13 protein-coding genes are annotated in these 15,479 nt (G+C 62.8%); 3 read left to right on the forward strand and 10 right to left on the reverse strand.

The window, feature by feature from the left end:
- Positions 1-45: 45 nt before the first annotated feature.
- Both glyA and AC13FW_RS07965 read right to left on the reverse strand, forming a co-directional pair.
- Positions 46-1,299, reverse strand: a complete 1,254-nt coding sequence (glyA, locus tag AC13FW_RS07960; protein ID WP_282266309.1) for a serine hydroxymethyltransferase — start codon at positions 1,297-1,299, stop codon at positions 46-48.
- A 158-nt stretch (positions 1,300-1,457) separates the two neighbouring features.
- Positions 1,458-1,925 carry an RcnB family protein gene (locus tag AC13FW_RS07965; RefSeq protein ID WP_481533359.1) on the reverse strand — a complete coding sequence of 156 codons (468 nt, stop codon included), beginning with the start codon at positions 1,923-1,925 and terminating at the stop codon, positions 1,458-1,460.
- Positions 1,926-2,144: 219 nt separating this feature from the next.
- Between AC13FW_RS07965 and ettA the strand changes: the two genes are divergently transcribed.
- The gene (gene ettA, locus AC13FW_RS07970) at positions 2,145-3,809 is read left to right on the forward strand and encodes an energy-dependent translational throttle protein EttA (RefSeq protein WP_482988741.1); all 1,665 of its coding nucleotides are present in this window, start codon (positions 2,145-2,147) and stop codon (positions 3,807-3,809) included.
- Between the two features lie 353 nt (positions 3,810-4,162).
- A complete protein-coding gene (locus tag AC13FW_RS07975; protein ID WP_296249290.1) occupies positions 4,163-5,479 on the forward strand; it encodes an NCS2 family permease in 1,317 nt (438 codons plus the stop codon).
- A gap of 35 nt (positions 5,480-5,514) precedes the next feature.
- On the opposite strand, the gene AC13FW_RS07980 is transcribed toward AC13FW_RS07975, so the two are convergent.
- The 5 genes from AC13FW_RS07980 to AC13FW_RS08000 all read right to left on the reverse strand — a co-directional run bounded on the left by AC13FW_RS07980 (position 5,515) and on the right by AC13FW_RS08000 (position 11,518).
- Positions 5,515-6,147, reverse strand: a complete 633-nt coding sequence (locus AC13FW_RS07980; RefSeq protein WP_482988773.1) for a DUF3667 domain-containing protein — start codon at positions 6,145-6,147, stop codon at positions 5,515-5,517.
- Between the two features lie 336 nt (positions 6,148-6,483).
- Positions 6,484-7,515 carry a fimbrial protein gene (locus AC13FW_RS07985; protein WP_296249294.1) on the reverse strand — a complete coding sequence of 344 codons (1,032 nt, stop codon included), beginning with the start codon at positions 7,513-7,515 and terminating at the stop codon, positions 6,484-6,486.
- Positions 7,506-9,959 (reverse strand): fimbria/pilus outer membrane usher protein, encoded by a 2,454-nt coding sequence (locus AC13FW_RS07990; RefSeq protein ID WP_482988742.1) that lies wholly within the window; start codon positions 9,957-9,959, stop codon positions 7,506-7,508. The genes AC13FW_RS07985 and AC13FW_RS07990 overlap by 10 nt, the downstream gene beginning before the upstream one ends.
- A gap of 232 nt (positions 9,960-10,191) precedes the next feature.
- Positions 10,192-10,911 carry a fimbrial biogenesis chaperone gene (locus tag AC13FW_RS07995; protein WP_282266297.1) on the reverse strand — a complete coding sequence of 240 codons (720 nt, stop codon included), beginning with the start codon at positions 10,909-10,911 and terminating at the stop codon, positions 10,192-10,194.
- A gap of 67 nt (positions 10,912-10,978) precedes the next feature.
- Entirely contained in the window at positions 10,979-11,518 is a 540-nt protein-coding gene (locus AC13FW_RS08000) for a fimbrial protein (RefSeq protein ID WP_296249300.1), read from the reverse strand.
- Positions 11,519-11,941: 423 nt separating this feature from the next.
- Here AC13FW_RS08000 and AC13FW_RS08005 point away from each other — a divergent pair, with 423 nt between their 5' ends.
- Entirely contained in the window at positions 11,942-12,304 is a 363-nt protein-coding gene (locus AC13FW_RS08005) for a hypothetical protein (protein WP_482988743.1), read from the forward strand.
- A gap of 65 nt (positions 12,305-12,369) precedes the next feature.
- Here the strand turns inward: AC13FW_RS08005 and pncB are convergent, their stop codons facing one another.
- From pncB to AC13FW_RS08020, 3 genes are all read right to left on the reverse strand, one after another.
- Positions 12,370-13,542, reverse strand: a complete 1,173-nt coding sequence (gene pncB / locus AC13FW_RS08010; protein ID WP_482988744.1) for a nicotinate phosphoribosyltransferase — start codon at positions 13,540-13,542, stop codon at positions 12,370-12,372.
- Between the two features lie 243 nt (positions 13,543-13,785).
- Positions 13,786-14,619 (reverse strand): glycosyltransferase family 2 protein, encoded by an 834-nt coding sequence (locus AC13FW_RS08015; RefSeq protein ID WP_296249306.1) that lies wholly within the window; start codon positions 14,617-14,619, stop codon positions 13,786-13,788.
- Positions 14,616-15,479, reverse strand: a complete 864-nt coding sequence (locus AC13FW_RS08020) for a glycosyltransferase family 2 protein (RefSeq protein ID WP_481533338.1) — start codon at positions 15,477-15,479, stop codon at positions 14,616-14,618. Before AC13FW_RS08020 ends, AC13FW_RS08015 begins: the two co-directional genes overlap by 4 nt.

Here is a 15,479-nt window from a genome sequence, read left to right on the forward strand (position 1 = left end):
CTCAGGGCAGAACGGGCGTCAACAACCGCTGACACCCGACGCCGATCAGCCATAAACCGGGTACTTGCGGCACTGCTCGCTGACGGCATCACGCACGCGGGCGATGACGGCTTCATCGGCCGGCGCGTCCAGCACGTCGGCGATCCAGTTGGCCAGCGCGACGCAGTCGGCTTCCTGGTAACCACGGGTGGTGATGGCCGGGGTGCCCAGGCGCAGGCCCGAGGTCACGAACGGCGAACGCGGGTCATTCGGAACCGAGTTCTTGTTGACGGTGATGTGGGCCTTGCCCAGCGCGGCTTCCGCGTCCTTGCCGGACACGTCCTTGCCGATCATGTCGACCAGCATCAGGTGGTTCTGGGTGCCGCCGGAGACGATCTTGTAGCCGCGCGCGATCAGCGTGGTGGCCATGGCCTGGGCGTTCTTCACCACCTGCTGCTGGTAGGCCTTGAATTCCGGCTCCAGCGCTTCCTTGAAGGCCACCGCCTTGGCGGCGATGACGTGCATCAGCGGACCGCCCTGGATGCCCGGGAACACGATCGACTGCAGCTTCTTCTCGATTTCCTCGCCAGCGCCCTTGGCAATGATGATGCCGCCACGCGGACCACGCAGGGTCTTGTGGGTGGTGGAGGTGACCACGTGCGCGTGTTCGATCGGGTTCGGGTACACGCCGGCAGCGACCAGACCGGCGACGTGCGCCATGTCCACGAACAGGTAGGCACCGACCTTGTCGGCGATGGCGCGGAAGCGCGCCCAGTCGATGACCTGCGAATAGGCGGAGAAACCGGCCACCACCATCTTCGGCTTGTGCTCCAGCGCCAGGCGTTCGACTTCGTCATAGTCGATCAGGCCGGCTTCGTTCACGCCGTACTGGATCGCATTGAAGATCTTGCCCGAGGCATTGACCTTGGCGCCGTGGGTCAGGTGACCGCCATGGGCCAGGCTCATGCCCAGGATGGTGTCGCCCGGCTGCAGCAGCGCGAAGTAGACAGCCTGGTTGGCCTGCGAGCCGCTGTGCGGCTGCACATTGGCGTAATCGGCGCCGAACAGCTGCTTCAGGCGGTCGATGGCCAGCTTCTCGGCGATGTCCACGTACTCGCAGCCACCGTAGTAGCGCTTGCCCGGGTAACCCTCGGCGTACTTGTTGGTCAGCTGGCTGCCCTGCGCTTCCATCACCATCGGGCTGGCGTAGTTCTCGCTGGCAATCAGCTCGACATGGTCTTCCTGACGCTGGCACTCATCGGCAATGGCCTTGGCCAACTCGGGATCGTAGGACTCGATACGGGCTTCACGCGGGAACATCACAGCTCCTGGTACGGGGGCGAGGGAGCTGTTGATTGTAGCGCTTCCTTCGCCCCCCGGCCCGGCAGCGGTCGGTGCCATCTGCAACCAGCATCACGACCCGAAAACGAAGAAGGCGCCCCGCAGGGCGCCTTCCAGGGAGCCGACCGCAGCCTGGCTCAATGATTGAACACGATGTCGGCGATGATGCCGGTGGCGATGGCCACCATCAGCATGTTGCCGCGGTCGTCGCGGATCCAGCGGTGACCGTAGGGCGGGCGGCGCACGTGGTAACGGTTGTAGTCGTTGACCACATAGACCGGGCCGCCGTAGTAGTTGCTGTAGCGGTGACCGCGCTCGAAACCATACGGGCGGTACACCACGCGCGGCGGCGGTGCGTAGTAGCGGCGGTCATTGTAGCGGGCGTCGCGGTAACCCTCACGGTAGCCATTGGCGTAGTGGCGACGGTCGTCCCGACGCTCGTGGCGGTCATGGCCGCGGCCGCGATCATGGCCCCTGCCGCGGTCATCCCAGCCGTGGCGGCCACGGTCGTGGTCATCACGGTCACCCGCCGCAAAGGCCGGGGCGGTGGCACCTAACGCCAATACGGTGGTCATCGCAGCGACAACAAAGCGGTTCATCTTCATGGGTGGCCCTCACTGGGTTGGTGGACGGTTTCCATGATGCTCACTTGATCTGAACGGTTTCCGGCTGGAAACGGTTACGGCCTTTCCCATTCATAAATCAGCAAGCGCCCCACCCGCCTCCGGCGGCTATGCCGGGGTTCCGGTTATAATCGGGGATTCCCTTTTGCCTTTGGCTCTGTCCTCACTGGACCGGGCGCAGGCGTGCGCTACGGAGACGTCATGTCCTCGCAATACATCTACACCATGAACCGCGTCAGCAAGGTGGTCCCGCCCAAGCGGCAGATCATCAAGGACATCTCGCTGTCGTTCTTCCCCGGTGCCAAGATCGGCCTGCTGGGCCTGAATGGCGCCGGCAAGTCCACCGTGCTGAAGATCATGGCCGGCGTGGACACCGATTTCGAGGGCGAGGCCCGCCCGCAGGCCGGCATCAAGGTCGGCTACCTGGAGCAGGAACCGCGCCTGGATCCGGCCCAGACCGTGCGTGAAGCGGTCGAGGAAGGCGTGGGCGAAGTGCTGCAGGCCCAAGCCGCGTTGGACAAGATCTACGACGCCTATGCCGAGGAAGGCGCCGATTTCGACGCGCTGGCCAAGGAACAGGAACGACTGGAAGCCATCCTGGCCGCCGGCGATGCGCACACGTTGGAGAACCAGCTGGACGTGGCCGCCGACGCGCTGCGCCTGCCGCCGTGGGACGCGGTGATCGGCAACCTGTCCGGCGGTGAAAAGCGCCGCGTGGCCCTGTGCCGCCTGCTGCTGCAGAAGCCGGACATGCTGCTGCTCGACGAACCGACCAACCACCTCGACGCTGAGTCGGTGGAATGGCTGGAGCAGTTCCTGGCGCGCTACACCGGCACCGTGGTGGCCGTCACCCATGATCGCTACTTCCTGGACAACGCCGCCGAGTGGATCCTGGAATTGGACCGCGGTCGCGGCATTCCGTGGAAGGGCAACTACACCCAGTGGTTGGAGCAGAAGGACGAGCGCCTGAAGCAGGAAGACAACCAGGAAAAGGCCCGCCAGAAGGCGATCCAGAAGGAACTGGAGTGGTCGCGCCAGAACGCCAAGGGTGGCCGCACCAAGGGCAAGGCCCGTCTGGCCCGCCTGGAAGAGCTGCAGAGCGTTGACTACCAGAAGCGCAACGAGACCAATGAAATCTTCATCCCGCCGGGCGAGCGCCTGGGCAACTCGGTGATGGAGTTCAAGAACGTCTCCAAGAAGTTCGGCGAGCGCCTGCTGTTCGACAACCTGTCGATGATCATCCCGCCGGGTGCCATCGTCGGCATCATCGGCCCGAACGGTGCCGGTAAGTCGACCCTGTTCAAGATGATCACCGGCCTGGAAAAGCCGGATTCGGGCGAGATCGTGGTCGGCCCGACCGTCAAACTGTCCTACGTCGACCAGAGCCGCGACGCGCTGACCGGCAACCACAACGTGTTCCAGGAGATTGCTGGCGGCCTGGACATCCTCAACATCAACGGTGTCGAGATCCAGTCGCGTGCCTACATCGGCCGCTTCAACTTCAAGGGGCAAGACCAGCAGAAGTTGGTCGGCTCGCTGTCCGGTGGTGAGCGTGGCCGCCTGCACATGGCCAAGACCCTGCTGCAGGGTGGCAACGTGCTGCTGCTCGACGAACCGTCCAACGACCTGGACATCGAAACCCTGCGTGCGCTGGAAGATGCGTTGCTGGAGTTCCCGGGCAACACCTTCGTCATTTCGCATGACCGCTGGTTCCTGGATCGCATCGCCACGCACATTATTGCCTTCGAAGGTGACTCGCACGTCGAGTTCTTCCAGGGCAACTACCGCGAGTACGAAGAGGACAAGAAGCGTCGCCTCGGCGACGATGCCGGTCCCAAGCGCCTGCGTTTCAAGGCACTGAAGTAATACCCGACAGACGGCCGCCCAGTGCGGCCGTCTGCTTTTGGCGACGGCGCCGAACAGCGCGCTCTTCGCTTCAAAGCCCCTCTCCCGTTCACGGGAGAGGGGTTGGGGTGAGGGCAAGCTCTGCGCAGGAAACTGCCATCGTTTGCTTTGGTCAGAAAAGCGCAAAGAGCTGAAGAGCGGGTGAAGCCCCCCCTCATCCGCCCCTTCGGGGCACCTTCTCCCGCATGCGGGAGAAGAAAAGGCAGGACTCCGTTTTCGGTTCCTGCGACGGATGGCAGCACGCCCCGCTCCCGCCTCCGGCCCCCTCTCCAACCCAGCGAGAGGACACAGCCTGCAATCCACGGAATTCCCCCATGTCCCTGCTAGACCGAATCTTCAAACTGCAACAGCACGGCACCAGCGTCCGTACCGAGGTACTGGCCGGTATCACCACCTTCCTGACGATGTCCTACATCGTCTTCGTCAATCCAGAGATCCTCGGCACCACCGGCATGGACCCGGGCGCGGTGTTCGTGGCGACCTGCCTGGCGGCCGCGATTGGCTCGGCGGTGATGGCACTGGCGGCCAACTATCCGGTCGGCATGGCACCGGGCATGGGCTTGAATGCGTTCTTCGCCTTCACCGTGGTGGGTGCTGCCGGGCTACCCTGGCAGCAGGCGCTGGCAGCGGTCTTCATTTCCGGCATCGTGTTCTGGGTGCTGTCGCTGACCGGCATCCGCGCCTGGCTGGTGGCCGGTATTCCCGCCTCGCTGCGCTCGGCAATCGTGGCCGGCATTGGCCTGTTCCTGGCCATCATCGCGTTGCAGAAATCGAACGTGATCGTTGCCAATGAAGACACCATGCTCACGCTCGGCCCGCTCAATACCGCCCCTCCACTGCTGGCCCTGGCCGGCTTCCTGCTGATCGCCATCCTCGAAGCGCGCAAGGTGCGCGGCGCCATCCTGATCGGCATCCTCGCCGTCACCGGCATTGGCTGGGCGATCGGCTCGGTGCAGTACCAGGGCATCGTCTCGCTGCCGCCGAGCCTGGCCCCGACCTTCCTGCAGCTGGACCTGCCTGGCCTGCTGCATCACGACGGCGGTGCGCCGCTGGCGGTGTTGCTGCAGGTGGTGCTGGTGTTCGTGCTGGTGGAAGTATTCGATGCCACCGGCACCTTGTACGGCGTACTTGGCCGCGCCGGGCTGCTGAAACTGGAAGATGGCAAGAAGCGCTTCAGCCGTGCCCTGCTGGCCGACAGCAGCGCGATTGTCGCCGGCTCGCTGCTGGGCACCAGCTCCACCACCGCCTTTGCCGAAAGCGCCTCCGGTGTGCAGGTGGGCGGCCGCACCGGCCTGACCGCATTGGTGGTTGCCGCGCTGTTCCTGGCGGCGCTGCTGTTCTCGCCGCTGGCGGCGATGGTGCCGTCCTATGCCACCGCGCCGGCACTGCTGTTCGTCGCCGGGCTGATGCTGCGCGAACTAGTGGAAGTGAAATGGGATGACCTGACCGAGTCGGTGCCCGCTGCGCTGTGTGCACTGGCGATGCCGTTCACCTACTCCATCGCCAACGGCCTGGCCTTCGGCTTCATCGCCTATGCAGCGCTGAAGGCGGGTACCGGCCGCTGGCGTGAAGTGCACCCGGCAGTGTGGTTGGTGGCGAGCCTGTTCGTGCTGCGTTACGCGCTGGAGTGACTGCAGGACACCGGCCCGGTGTCAGCACTGGCACGTCAGCCAAGCCCCATCACGGCAACGGTCCCTGCGAACACAAGCACCCCGCTGGCCACCGAGAAAACCCCCAGCGCCAACACGCTGCGCCACACGGTCGACCAGATCGGCTGCTGCTTGAAGAACTGCACCAGCGAAACCACGATGTAGATCATGCCCAACGCGCCGGCCAGCGCCTGGGTATGCGGCACCCAGCGGTGCAGCAGCACCAGTACGGTCCAGATGACGAAGGTCTGCACGGTCAGCAGCGTGGTGATCACCAGCCACTCCGGATAGTTCAGCTTGCTGTAGCGGTTGAAGACCACCCGGAACACCAAGGCCTCGATCGGCAGCAACATCAACGTGAACGCCGCGAAATGGGACTCGATCCAGGCACCGACAGTGCGCGAGGCATCCATGAAGCGCTGCATCTCAGCCGGCAATGTCTGGCCAGCAAGCAGTGCTTCGGATGCACCGCCGTCGACGATGCTGGTGCCGACGAGCAGGCGATTCAACAGCAGCACCGCCGCCGACATCATCGTGATCAGCAGCAGTGGCTTGACCTGGTTGCCGCGTCTTCCCTCGATGTAATCACGCAACAGCGGACCCGGCCGGCCCATCAGCTGCTTGAGCGAATACAGGATGCCCCGGTCCATGTGCAGCACGCTGTGCTCCAGCTCATGGCCAAGGAAATGCCAATCGATGCGGTGCGCCGGCGTGGGCTGGCCGCAATTGGGGCAATACTTTTGATCACGCCCGGCTACCGCGTGATTACAGTTGATACAGCTGGTGTCGACCTGCATCCCCATGCATGGCCCCCTTTGATGACAAGCTGGCATTCTAGAACGATGCCAATACGCTACGCCACGGTCATTCGGAACCAGGCCGACCGCAACTCAGGACCGGCACTGCCCGGCACGGCGGACCCGCAGACGCCCTGCCGGCCTGCCAGCGCCCGGACCGCGGGGTACTGCGGAAACCGGCCAGAACCGCTAGTTGTATTGAATGGTGAACGTGGCCGCACCATTGGCCCGGCCTGGCGTCACCCGACCGGCACGGGTCTGGATGTAGCGCGCGCGTAGCGGCAAGCTCAAGGTACTGGGGCCCGACACGCTCGTTCCGAGATCGATGTTCTCGGCAAACCGCAATTGCCTTTCACTACTGCCGGTGCGCTGTACCATCTCAATTGCGATGCCGGCTGCCGCGTCCGCGGCAGCAGTCAACGGCAGCACACCTGGCAGGTTCGAGCTGTCCTGGACAGCGTCCAGTCGAATACCGATCCGGCTCTGGAATTGGGCGACATTGCTGCCTTGGCAATCCAGGCGGATATCGAAATCACGATCATTCGCGCGCGTACCCACGCCGGTAAAGGCACTGGCCGGTACCGATCCGAAATCCACGACAATGTTGCGACTGCCCGCCTGCACGGAGCAGGTAGCGTTGACCACGGTCGTTCCGCTGCCGCGGAAGGTGGAAACAAGCACCGGCCGGCCTGCTCCATCACCATCAAAGTAATACGTCGTGAACCTGCCAGGTGGAGCAATCAGCCCTGAACCGGTAACCGCCGCCGTCTTGATCAACTCCACGCGAAACGTGCCAGCGGCAAGCCGCACATTACTGGAGTTCGGTAACAACAAGGTATGCGGATAGAAGGCCTTGACCGCTCCCGAGTCACGGTAGACACGGATGCCGACACCTGCAACGTCGGTGGCATATACGTCACTGAGACCCGGCACCCGTGTGGCCTGCGCGGCGTTGTTGAAGATGCCAATCGCGCTGCCTCCGCCATTGCATTGCGCAACACCAGCACGCTCGTTGATCGCGACCACCAACTCCTTGATCAGTCCTCCCACCGGCACGCTTGGCAGAATCACCACCTGGCCCATGTCCATCTGCACATCCTGGGGCACGAACGTCCCCGGATTGAGCGCACACCGGGCCTGTGCGCCCGACGCCAGCAGCAAGCCGACAAGTGCACCGGCAAGCTGATACGGCTTGCACCACGCCACATTGGTCAGCGACATATTGCCTCCAACTTGATGAAACCCACCGACTGCGTCTCCGCTTCAGCAGCCGCGGGCAACTGATAGTCAAAGCTGCATTGCTGATCGACCGCCCCGCCCCAGGCAAGCTGCAGGTGTCCCCGGCCCTGCTCACTGCGCAGGTACAGGCGTCCGGCCTGACCGACCATGCCCACCGGCTGCCCCTGCGCATCCTTGGCCTGCGCACCAAAGGGCAGCAACTGACCATCCGCGCCACGCACCTGGATCAGCAACGCCCGCCCTTTGCGCGTCTCGAAACGCAGGAAGCTGATCGCACCGGCATACGGCGCCACCGATTGACTGCTGCTGTCCAACTCGACTTCGCGCGACATGTCCTGCGGATCCAAGGTAATCGTTGTAAGCCGGTACGGTGCGGCGTAAGGAACCACCGCATATCCCCTGCCATCGATGCGCAAGCCTGCGGCACTGGTCAGGCGCGCATCACGCGCCCCCTCGGCCTGGACCACGACCATCGTCTCACCGCGCTGCGGGCTCAACGTCACGCCACCGGCGTGCGCGACGAAACTACCAGCAGCCCCCACAGATAGCTGGCGGAAATCCTTGGAATAGCCGTACGAAGCATTGAGCGCCGCATGGCGGCCTTGATAGTTGGCATTGGCAATTCCGGTGGTTCCTCCAACACGACCATCGGACAGGGCGACGCCATAGTTGAGGCTGTTCTCCGGCCCGGTGCTGCCGGTGATGCCGACGCGGCTGTTGTCATAGCCACCGTGCTCACGCAGCCCAAGATCGGCACTGAGCGACAGCGGCCGCCCCTTTCGCCCAAGTGGCAAGCTCACGCTCAACAGGTACTGCGTATCCTTGTTGCCGAACTGACCATCCTCGGTGCGCAGCGCCGAGAGTCCGAAATTGAGCGAACGCCATGCGTTGTTGTAACCCAGTTGATACTGCGTATTGCTGCCGGGAAGATCGTAGAAATCACGTACCGCGCCGGTGAGGTACAGGGCGCCCCAGCGTTGCCCAAGCGGCTGGTTGAGGGTCAACTGGAATTGGCTGCGTTGGCGTCCGGCGGGCAGCGCACTGAAGCCCCGGTCGATCGCATCACGCGCGTACAACGCATCCTGCAGGCTGTAGAACCCGCGTGTGGAGTAGCGATAGGCGGCAAGTGTAAGGTTGGTGCCGGTGTCGCCAAACAAGGTGCTGTAGCTCACACGCACGCTCGATCCTTGGCGCCTGCCTGTCTGTTCCAGCTCGGTACGAGCATGGGTGACATCAGCGGCAAACGCACCAATCGTTGTCGATACACCTGCTCCGTACAAGAGCGAGCTATAGCCCTCACTCAGCGCAGTACCGGCGTAAAGCGTCAGCTGATTGCCGATGCCGCGCTGGTAAGTGCCCTGCAACAGCCATGGCTCATCCAGCAAGCGCTCATCGCGGACCTGTCCTGCGGTCAACGCATATCGCGATACACCAGGGCGCAGCATCTGCGACACCGATCCGAATGGCACCTTGAACGCCCTTTGACGCCCATCGGCCTCGACAACAGTGACCTCAAGGTCACCGCCATACCCCGTGGGGTAGAGATCCTCGATCACAAAGGCGCCCGGCGACACCGTCGCCGAATAGATCAATTGCTGGTTCTGGCGGATCTCCACCCGCGCATTGGTTTCGGCGATACCACGCACGACAGGTGCATAGCCACGCAGCGAGTCAGGCAGCATGCGATCATCGCTGGCCAGGCTGATACCGCGATAGCCCACCGAATCGAACAACTCACCGTTGCTGAAGGACTCACCAACGGTCAGCATGCCGCGAACCTTTGGAATCCCACGTTGCGCATAGGTGGCAATGCGCTGCCAATGGCTGCCGTCGCGATCAGCTTCATTCCAGGTCAGGTTGGCGTCTTGGCGGAATTGCCACCCAGCGAGGTTCACGCCCATGTTCAAGCCAAGATAGGCATTGCGGTTGCGATCCCCGCCTGCCAGCCGGATATCACTGTCCATTGCATTGAAGCTGTAGCCCACAAATGCAGCGTTGATGCCACGATCCCACAGCGCCGGATTGACGTAGCCACGGGCCTCGCGGCGCAGGAAGGCTTGCGGAATACTCACGTCGTAACGGAGGTCTGCACTGTCGTAACTGCCGAATGCGTTGGCCATGCGCTGCTGTATCTGCACGCAACCATCGACATCAACCGATGGCTGCGCCGGCTCCGTCAACTGCGAGGTATCCACACCCAGCTCCTCAAGCAATGGCAGGCCGAGGCAGGCACCCACGGCACCATCACGATCGGCCTTGAACTGCAGATCACGACGTCCCTGCCAACTGCCATTGACATAGATATCCACACGATAGGTTCCCGCGACCATTGGATTGCCGTTGATGAAGGCGGAAAGATCCACCTTCTGGCCCGTGCCGGAAAGGAAATCAGCGTCGAACTGCGCCTGCACAGGCGCAGGTGCCATAGCGGCAGTCGATACCGGTTCGCCAAGGTTTGCCGTTGCTTCCGGAGCAGCCCACAGCACTGCCGGACTCGCCACGATTGTGGTCGTGCATATGCGCACAAGCCAGGTCACTGGGCTGCCAACAAGCACGCATCGTATGGAGTTTGCCAATCTGTTATCACTCACACTGACATTCCTTCAGGACGATTGCGCGACAACTGACACAAGGCCACCTCGCCTTTCACACTCCGGCTCAACCGCCTGCGTCGACGCTGACCGTGTACTCCATGCGTCCGCCGTAATCATTGATGCTGACAAAGCGCACCTGGTCGACGTTTCCAACGATTTCAAACCGCAGATCCTGCAAAGGACCAACCATCTTCCCCTGGCGCTCCAGGCTGCGTTCAACTCCGCCTTCGCGGGCGTACACCTCCGCCAACGTCACGTGATACGGCGTTGTGTTTCGGACCCGTAGAGCGCCAGCATCGCGCTGCCAATGCAATGCCGCAGGAGCTTGGTTGGCGCTACCGGAAAGGCCTTGTGGCCGATAGAACAACTTTATCCGTGAGCGGAATGCCACCTGAAGATAGTTCTGCTCCTCGCCATCTGCCTGCGGTGAGGGCGGCACATCCAGAACGTTGAGCCAGAACACCGACTCGCGGTCAGCAGGCAGGTCAGCACCGGTAAAAACCAGGCGCAATGCCTGGCTGCGCCCGGGCTCCACCCTGCTGATTGGTGGCGTCAACATGAAGGGGGCATCGCTGTTCTCGGCGGTCTGCGCCTGATCGCCAGCATCCACCCACGCCTGGACCAATGATGGCGAGTCACCAACGTTGTCTATCTGCACCGTCACTTCGCGTGCCTGTGCGGGATAGACCACACGCGTACCGTTGACAACCACGCCTGCCAGCACCTGTGATGGAAGCAACAGTCCAAGTCCGCCCAGCAGCATCCATATGGAAAAAAACTTCATCACAGAAAGTGCATCCGAATGAAACACCGCCGGCGGACTATCCGGCCGGCGATGCAATAGCCAGGGATCAGTTGTAGATGATCGTGTACTTCACGCTGCTGGTGACTTCGCCGGGTGTGGATGCACCGGTCGCGTAGTACTCGACGAAATAGTTCAGGTCGGCAGAGCCGCCGGCATTCACCGTCACCCACTGCGAGTTGGCCTGGGTGCTGCCCGCACCGGCAGTCACCACCGGCAGGAACTGATTGTTGCTGCCCAGCAGCTGCAACTGCACCTGTGTTGCACCGGTGGTCGTTGCCACGTTGTTCAAACGACCAGTGCCAAGGTCAATCGTCGCACCCGGCTCAAAGTACGTAGCCACGTTGCCAGGATTGCAGTCGGAGAGATTGATCGAGAAGGGCGTGCGGCCTGCCACCTGTCCGGCGGCAGCCAAAGTGCTGCTGGAAACGGTAGGCAACGTGACGGTGAAGTCCTTGCCTTGCGGCGTCACGATGGTACAGGTCTTGTCGGTTACCTCACCGTTGAAGGTGATGGTGCCATCGACGGCGTTGGCGGCGAACGGTGCCGCGGCCAACAGGAGAACGGGAAAAAAATTGATAGCGCGCATTGCTTGTATCCAACCCTGGGAAAGTAAGAGGCGGAGGAGAAAGCAAGGTGTGCTGCGGACTCAAGCCCATCCTTGCGTTGCATCCGTGTCAAGGCCAATGGCAATCCATCAACCCAGGGCCGCACGTTACCGTCACGGATCGTGACTTGCTTCACGAAATTTGTGATTTGAAGCATCCAACCGAAGCGAACACAATGCATGTTCAGCACGCATATGTTTTGCGCAACGCGAGGTACAGTGCGAAGTAGCGGCACTACTCGGCGATGCCATCGCTGCGACTTCGCAGGCCGACACGCAAAGGCAATATCAAGATTGATGTTGATCACGATCAGCGCGTGATCGCGGCTGGCAGAACAACTATTTGCCACTTATGGATGACGCGCGAATGGTGCCTACTGAAGTCCCTCAACGCGGAGAACCGCCATGACCCGATATCTTCTACTGGGTGTGGCAATGGTTACGCTCACCAGCTTGGCACATGCCAGTTCCGGCTCCATCCGCTTCAGTGGTCGCATCGTTGATCCCGGCTGCAACACCAGCCTTGCAGTAGCCCAGCAACAACTGCGCCTGGAAGGCTGTCCATTGGCAGCCTTGGGTGCAGAGGTAAGTGTATCCACGATGGAAATGGACAGTTCAGCACCTGGCAACAGCGTCCTGACCAAGCGTGCGCTGAGCAAGTCGACTCTGCATTCCGACGCACGGGTGTTCTCGCAACAGTATCGACTGGATACATTGCAGCAGCCAACATCGGCAAGCAGCTACCTGGTTGTCATCAACTACCCGTGATGCCGGCTCGACCCTGGCTCAAACCAGATCAAAACGAGCAACGATGATGTCCTCGATCGGGGACATCATCGCTCCAGCTCAAACACCTGCCGCAGATACGACAGGTAGCCCGGATCATCACACATGCTCTTGCCGGGCGAATCACTGAGCTTGGCCACCGGCTGACCGTTGCAGCGGACCATCTTGATGACGATGTTCAGCGGCGTCGGGCCCAGGTCGTTGGTCAGGTGCGTACCAACACCGAAGGCAACCTGGCAGCGGCCACGGAAGTGGTCGTACAGCTGCATCACCTTCTCGATGTTCAAGCCATCGCTGAACACCAGTACCTTGCTGGTCGGGTCAACGCGATTGGCCTTGAAATGGGCCAGCATGCGGTCACCCCACGCAACCGGGTCGCCGGAGTCATGGCGCACACCATCAAACAGCTTGCAGAAGTACATGTCGAAGTCGCGCAGGAAGGCGTCCAGCCCGACCACATCGGACAAGGCAATGCCCAGATCGCCGCGGTACTCGCGCGCCCAGGACTCCAACGCCGCCACCTGCGAATCGCGCAGGCGCGGGCCCAGCGCCTGGAATGCCTGCAGGTACTCATGCGCCATGGTGCCGTGTGGGGTCATGCCGTACATGCGCGCGAAGTACACGTTGCTGGTGCCGACGAACTGCGGGCCCAGCGCGTCACGCAGCATCGGCAGCATGGTGCCATGCCATTGCCGCGAGTAGCGACGGCGGCTGCCGTAATCGGCGATGCGGCAGTTCTCGAAGCCGACGGTATCGCGCAGCAACGCAGTCTTGGCCTGCAGGCGGCGCTCGCCTTCGGCGAAATCAGCGGTGGTGGTGTTGCGGAACCAGACTTCGTTGATGATCGCCAGCAACGGTACTTCGAACATGATGGTGTGCAACCACGGCCCGGTGATATCCAGCTCGATCTCACCCGGCACGGTTTCCGATGCACGCAGGCTGATGTACTTGCGATCCAGGTGGAACAGGCCGAGGAAATCGGCGAAGTCCGGCTTCACGAAGCGCAGCCGACGCATGTATTCCAACTCATCGGCGGTGAAGCGCAGGCTGCACAGATGATCGATCTCGGTACTGATCTCGTCCATGTACGCGGCCAGGTCAATCCCCGGCGTACGGCATTTGAACCGGTACTGGACGATGGCGCCCGGGTACTGGTGCAGTACCGCCTGCATCATCGTGAATTTGTAGAGGTCGGTGTCGAGCAGGGATTGGATGATCATGCCCGGCATTATGCGCTGGCTGGAGGCTCGGGTTCAGGCTGGCACGGCTGCTTGTTCATGGTCTGTGGCGGGCAAGGGGCTTAGGGCTGATGGCGTCTTCTCGAAGAGCACCCCTCCCCAACCCTCCCCTGCGCGGTGCGCAAGGGAGGGGGCAGAAGCGTGCATTGCTCCCTCCCTTTGGCGCAGCCAAGGGGAGGGCTGGGGAGGGGTGCTTTGAATGCCCCAACACCCCAATATCCAAACCTATCTCAACAACAACCGCGGCACCTGCAACGCCGCATGCGCCCAGATCGCACACCACACCCCTGCCCTCACCGGCAGGCTGCGCTGGCTGGCTTCGAATTTTCGGAAGTAACGCCACAGGCCGCGATGCTTGTGCCACTCCACGAAGAACGGCCGCGAACGGCTGGATACGCCGCGCACATGCAGCACCTTCAGATCATTGGCGATGGCCACCACCGCGCCGGCCTGGCGTGCGCGCCGGCATAGATCCAGGTCTTCGGCATGCAGCCGGTAGCCTGCGTCCCAGCCCTGCAGGCGGTCGAACAAGCCACGCGGCATCAGCAACAGCGCACCCGACAAGGCCTGCACCTGCTGCAACGCTGCCGAATGGTCCACCTGCACCGCCAGCCGCGAGCCCGCGCCGGGGTTACGCAGCATCGCGGCGAAGTCCGGGTCGCGGCGGCGTACCGCTGGATCAGCGGCGCCGTCCTCGTCCACCTGCTCCACGCCGAGCAGGCAATCGCCCAATGGCCGGCCAAGATCGCGCAAACGCGCCAGGGTCTGCGGCTCGACCATCAGATCCGGATTGACGAAGGCCAGCCACGGCGAATGGCATTCGCTTGCGCCCTGGTTGCAGGCGGTGGCAAAGCCGGGATTGTCAGGATTGGCGATGAAGCGCACACGGCTGTCGGCCAGCGCATGGCGCTGTGCGATCGCCAGCGAGCCATCACACGATTCGTTGTCGACCACCCGTATCTCGGCAACATCGGCGGCGGCGCGCAGACGCTGCAGGCACTCATCCAAGGTGCTTGCACTCTGGTAACTGACCACTACCACCGCAATCGAATCGCTCACACCGGCTCCGCGCCTGGAAGGGAACCACAGGCGTCGAACAGATCGGGCTGGGCTTGCGGCATTATCGCCTGCTCGCACAACTGCTGCAGTTGCTGGCGGTGGGCATGGAGCGGGTCGTTCATCAGGAATGCGGCCAGCCGCGCGGTCCACACCGGCCAGCGATTGGCCAGCACTTCCATGTCGCCTTCGGCCGGCCGACCTTCGCTGTGGCGGCCAACGAAGGCGTTGTCACACAGCACGTTGCGCCAACCCAGCCCGCTCATGCGCAGGCTCAGGTCCACCAGCGCGGCGTACCACGAGCCGTAGCTGTGGATATCCAGTCCACCAGCACGGCGACGCGCGCTACCGCGGATCAGCACCGCGTGGGTGACTGCCGAGGGCAGCTCGGGCTGCAGCAAGGGCATTGCCGCCAATGCCTGCAGCAGCCGCGCCGGATCGGCAGGCAGCGGATTGAGTTCGCCGGCACGTGGCCACGATACGGCTTCGCCGGCATTGCTCCACGGCGTGGCGGTGGCAATGGAGGCGTCACGCGCCAGGCAGTCGCTGAGCTGCTGCAGCCAACCAGCCATCGGCAAGGCATCGGGCGCCAGCACGGCGACATCGGCGTCGCCACAGGCCTTCAGCATCTCGTCCAGATGCGCGGCTTCGCCGATCGGACGTGGACGGCGCGTGTACTCGGCCTGCAGGCGGGTGCTGGCAAGCCAGTGCTCGATCACCACCTGCCCGCGCGGGCCGCTCTGGCCATCGTCGGCCAACCACACCGGCGTTCCGGCCGGTGTGTGCTTCTCCAATGCCGCCAAGCAGGCATCAAGCGCCGCGTCGTCCACACCCACCGGCAGCAGGATGACCGGCAGCGCCAT

This window comes from Stenotrophomonas sp. 21LCFQ19 (genome assembly GCF_056861425.1).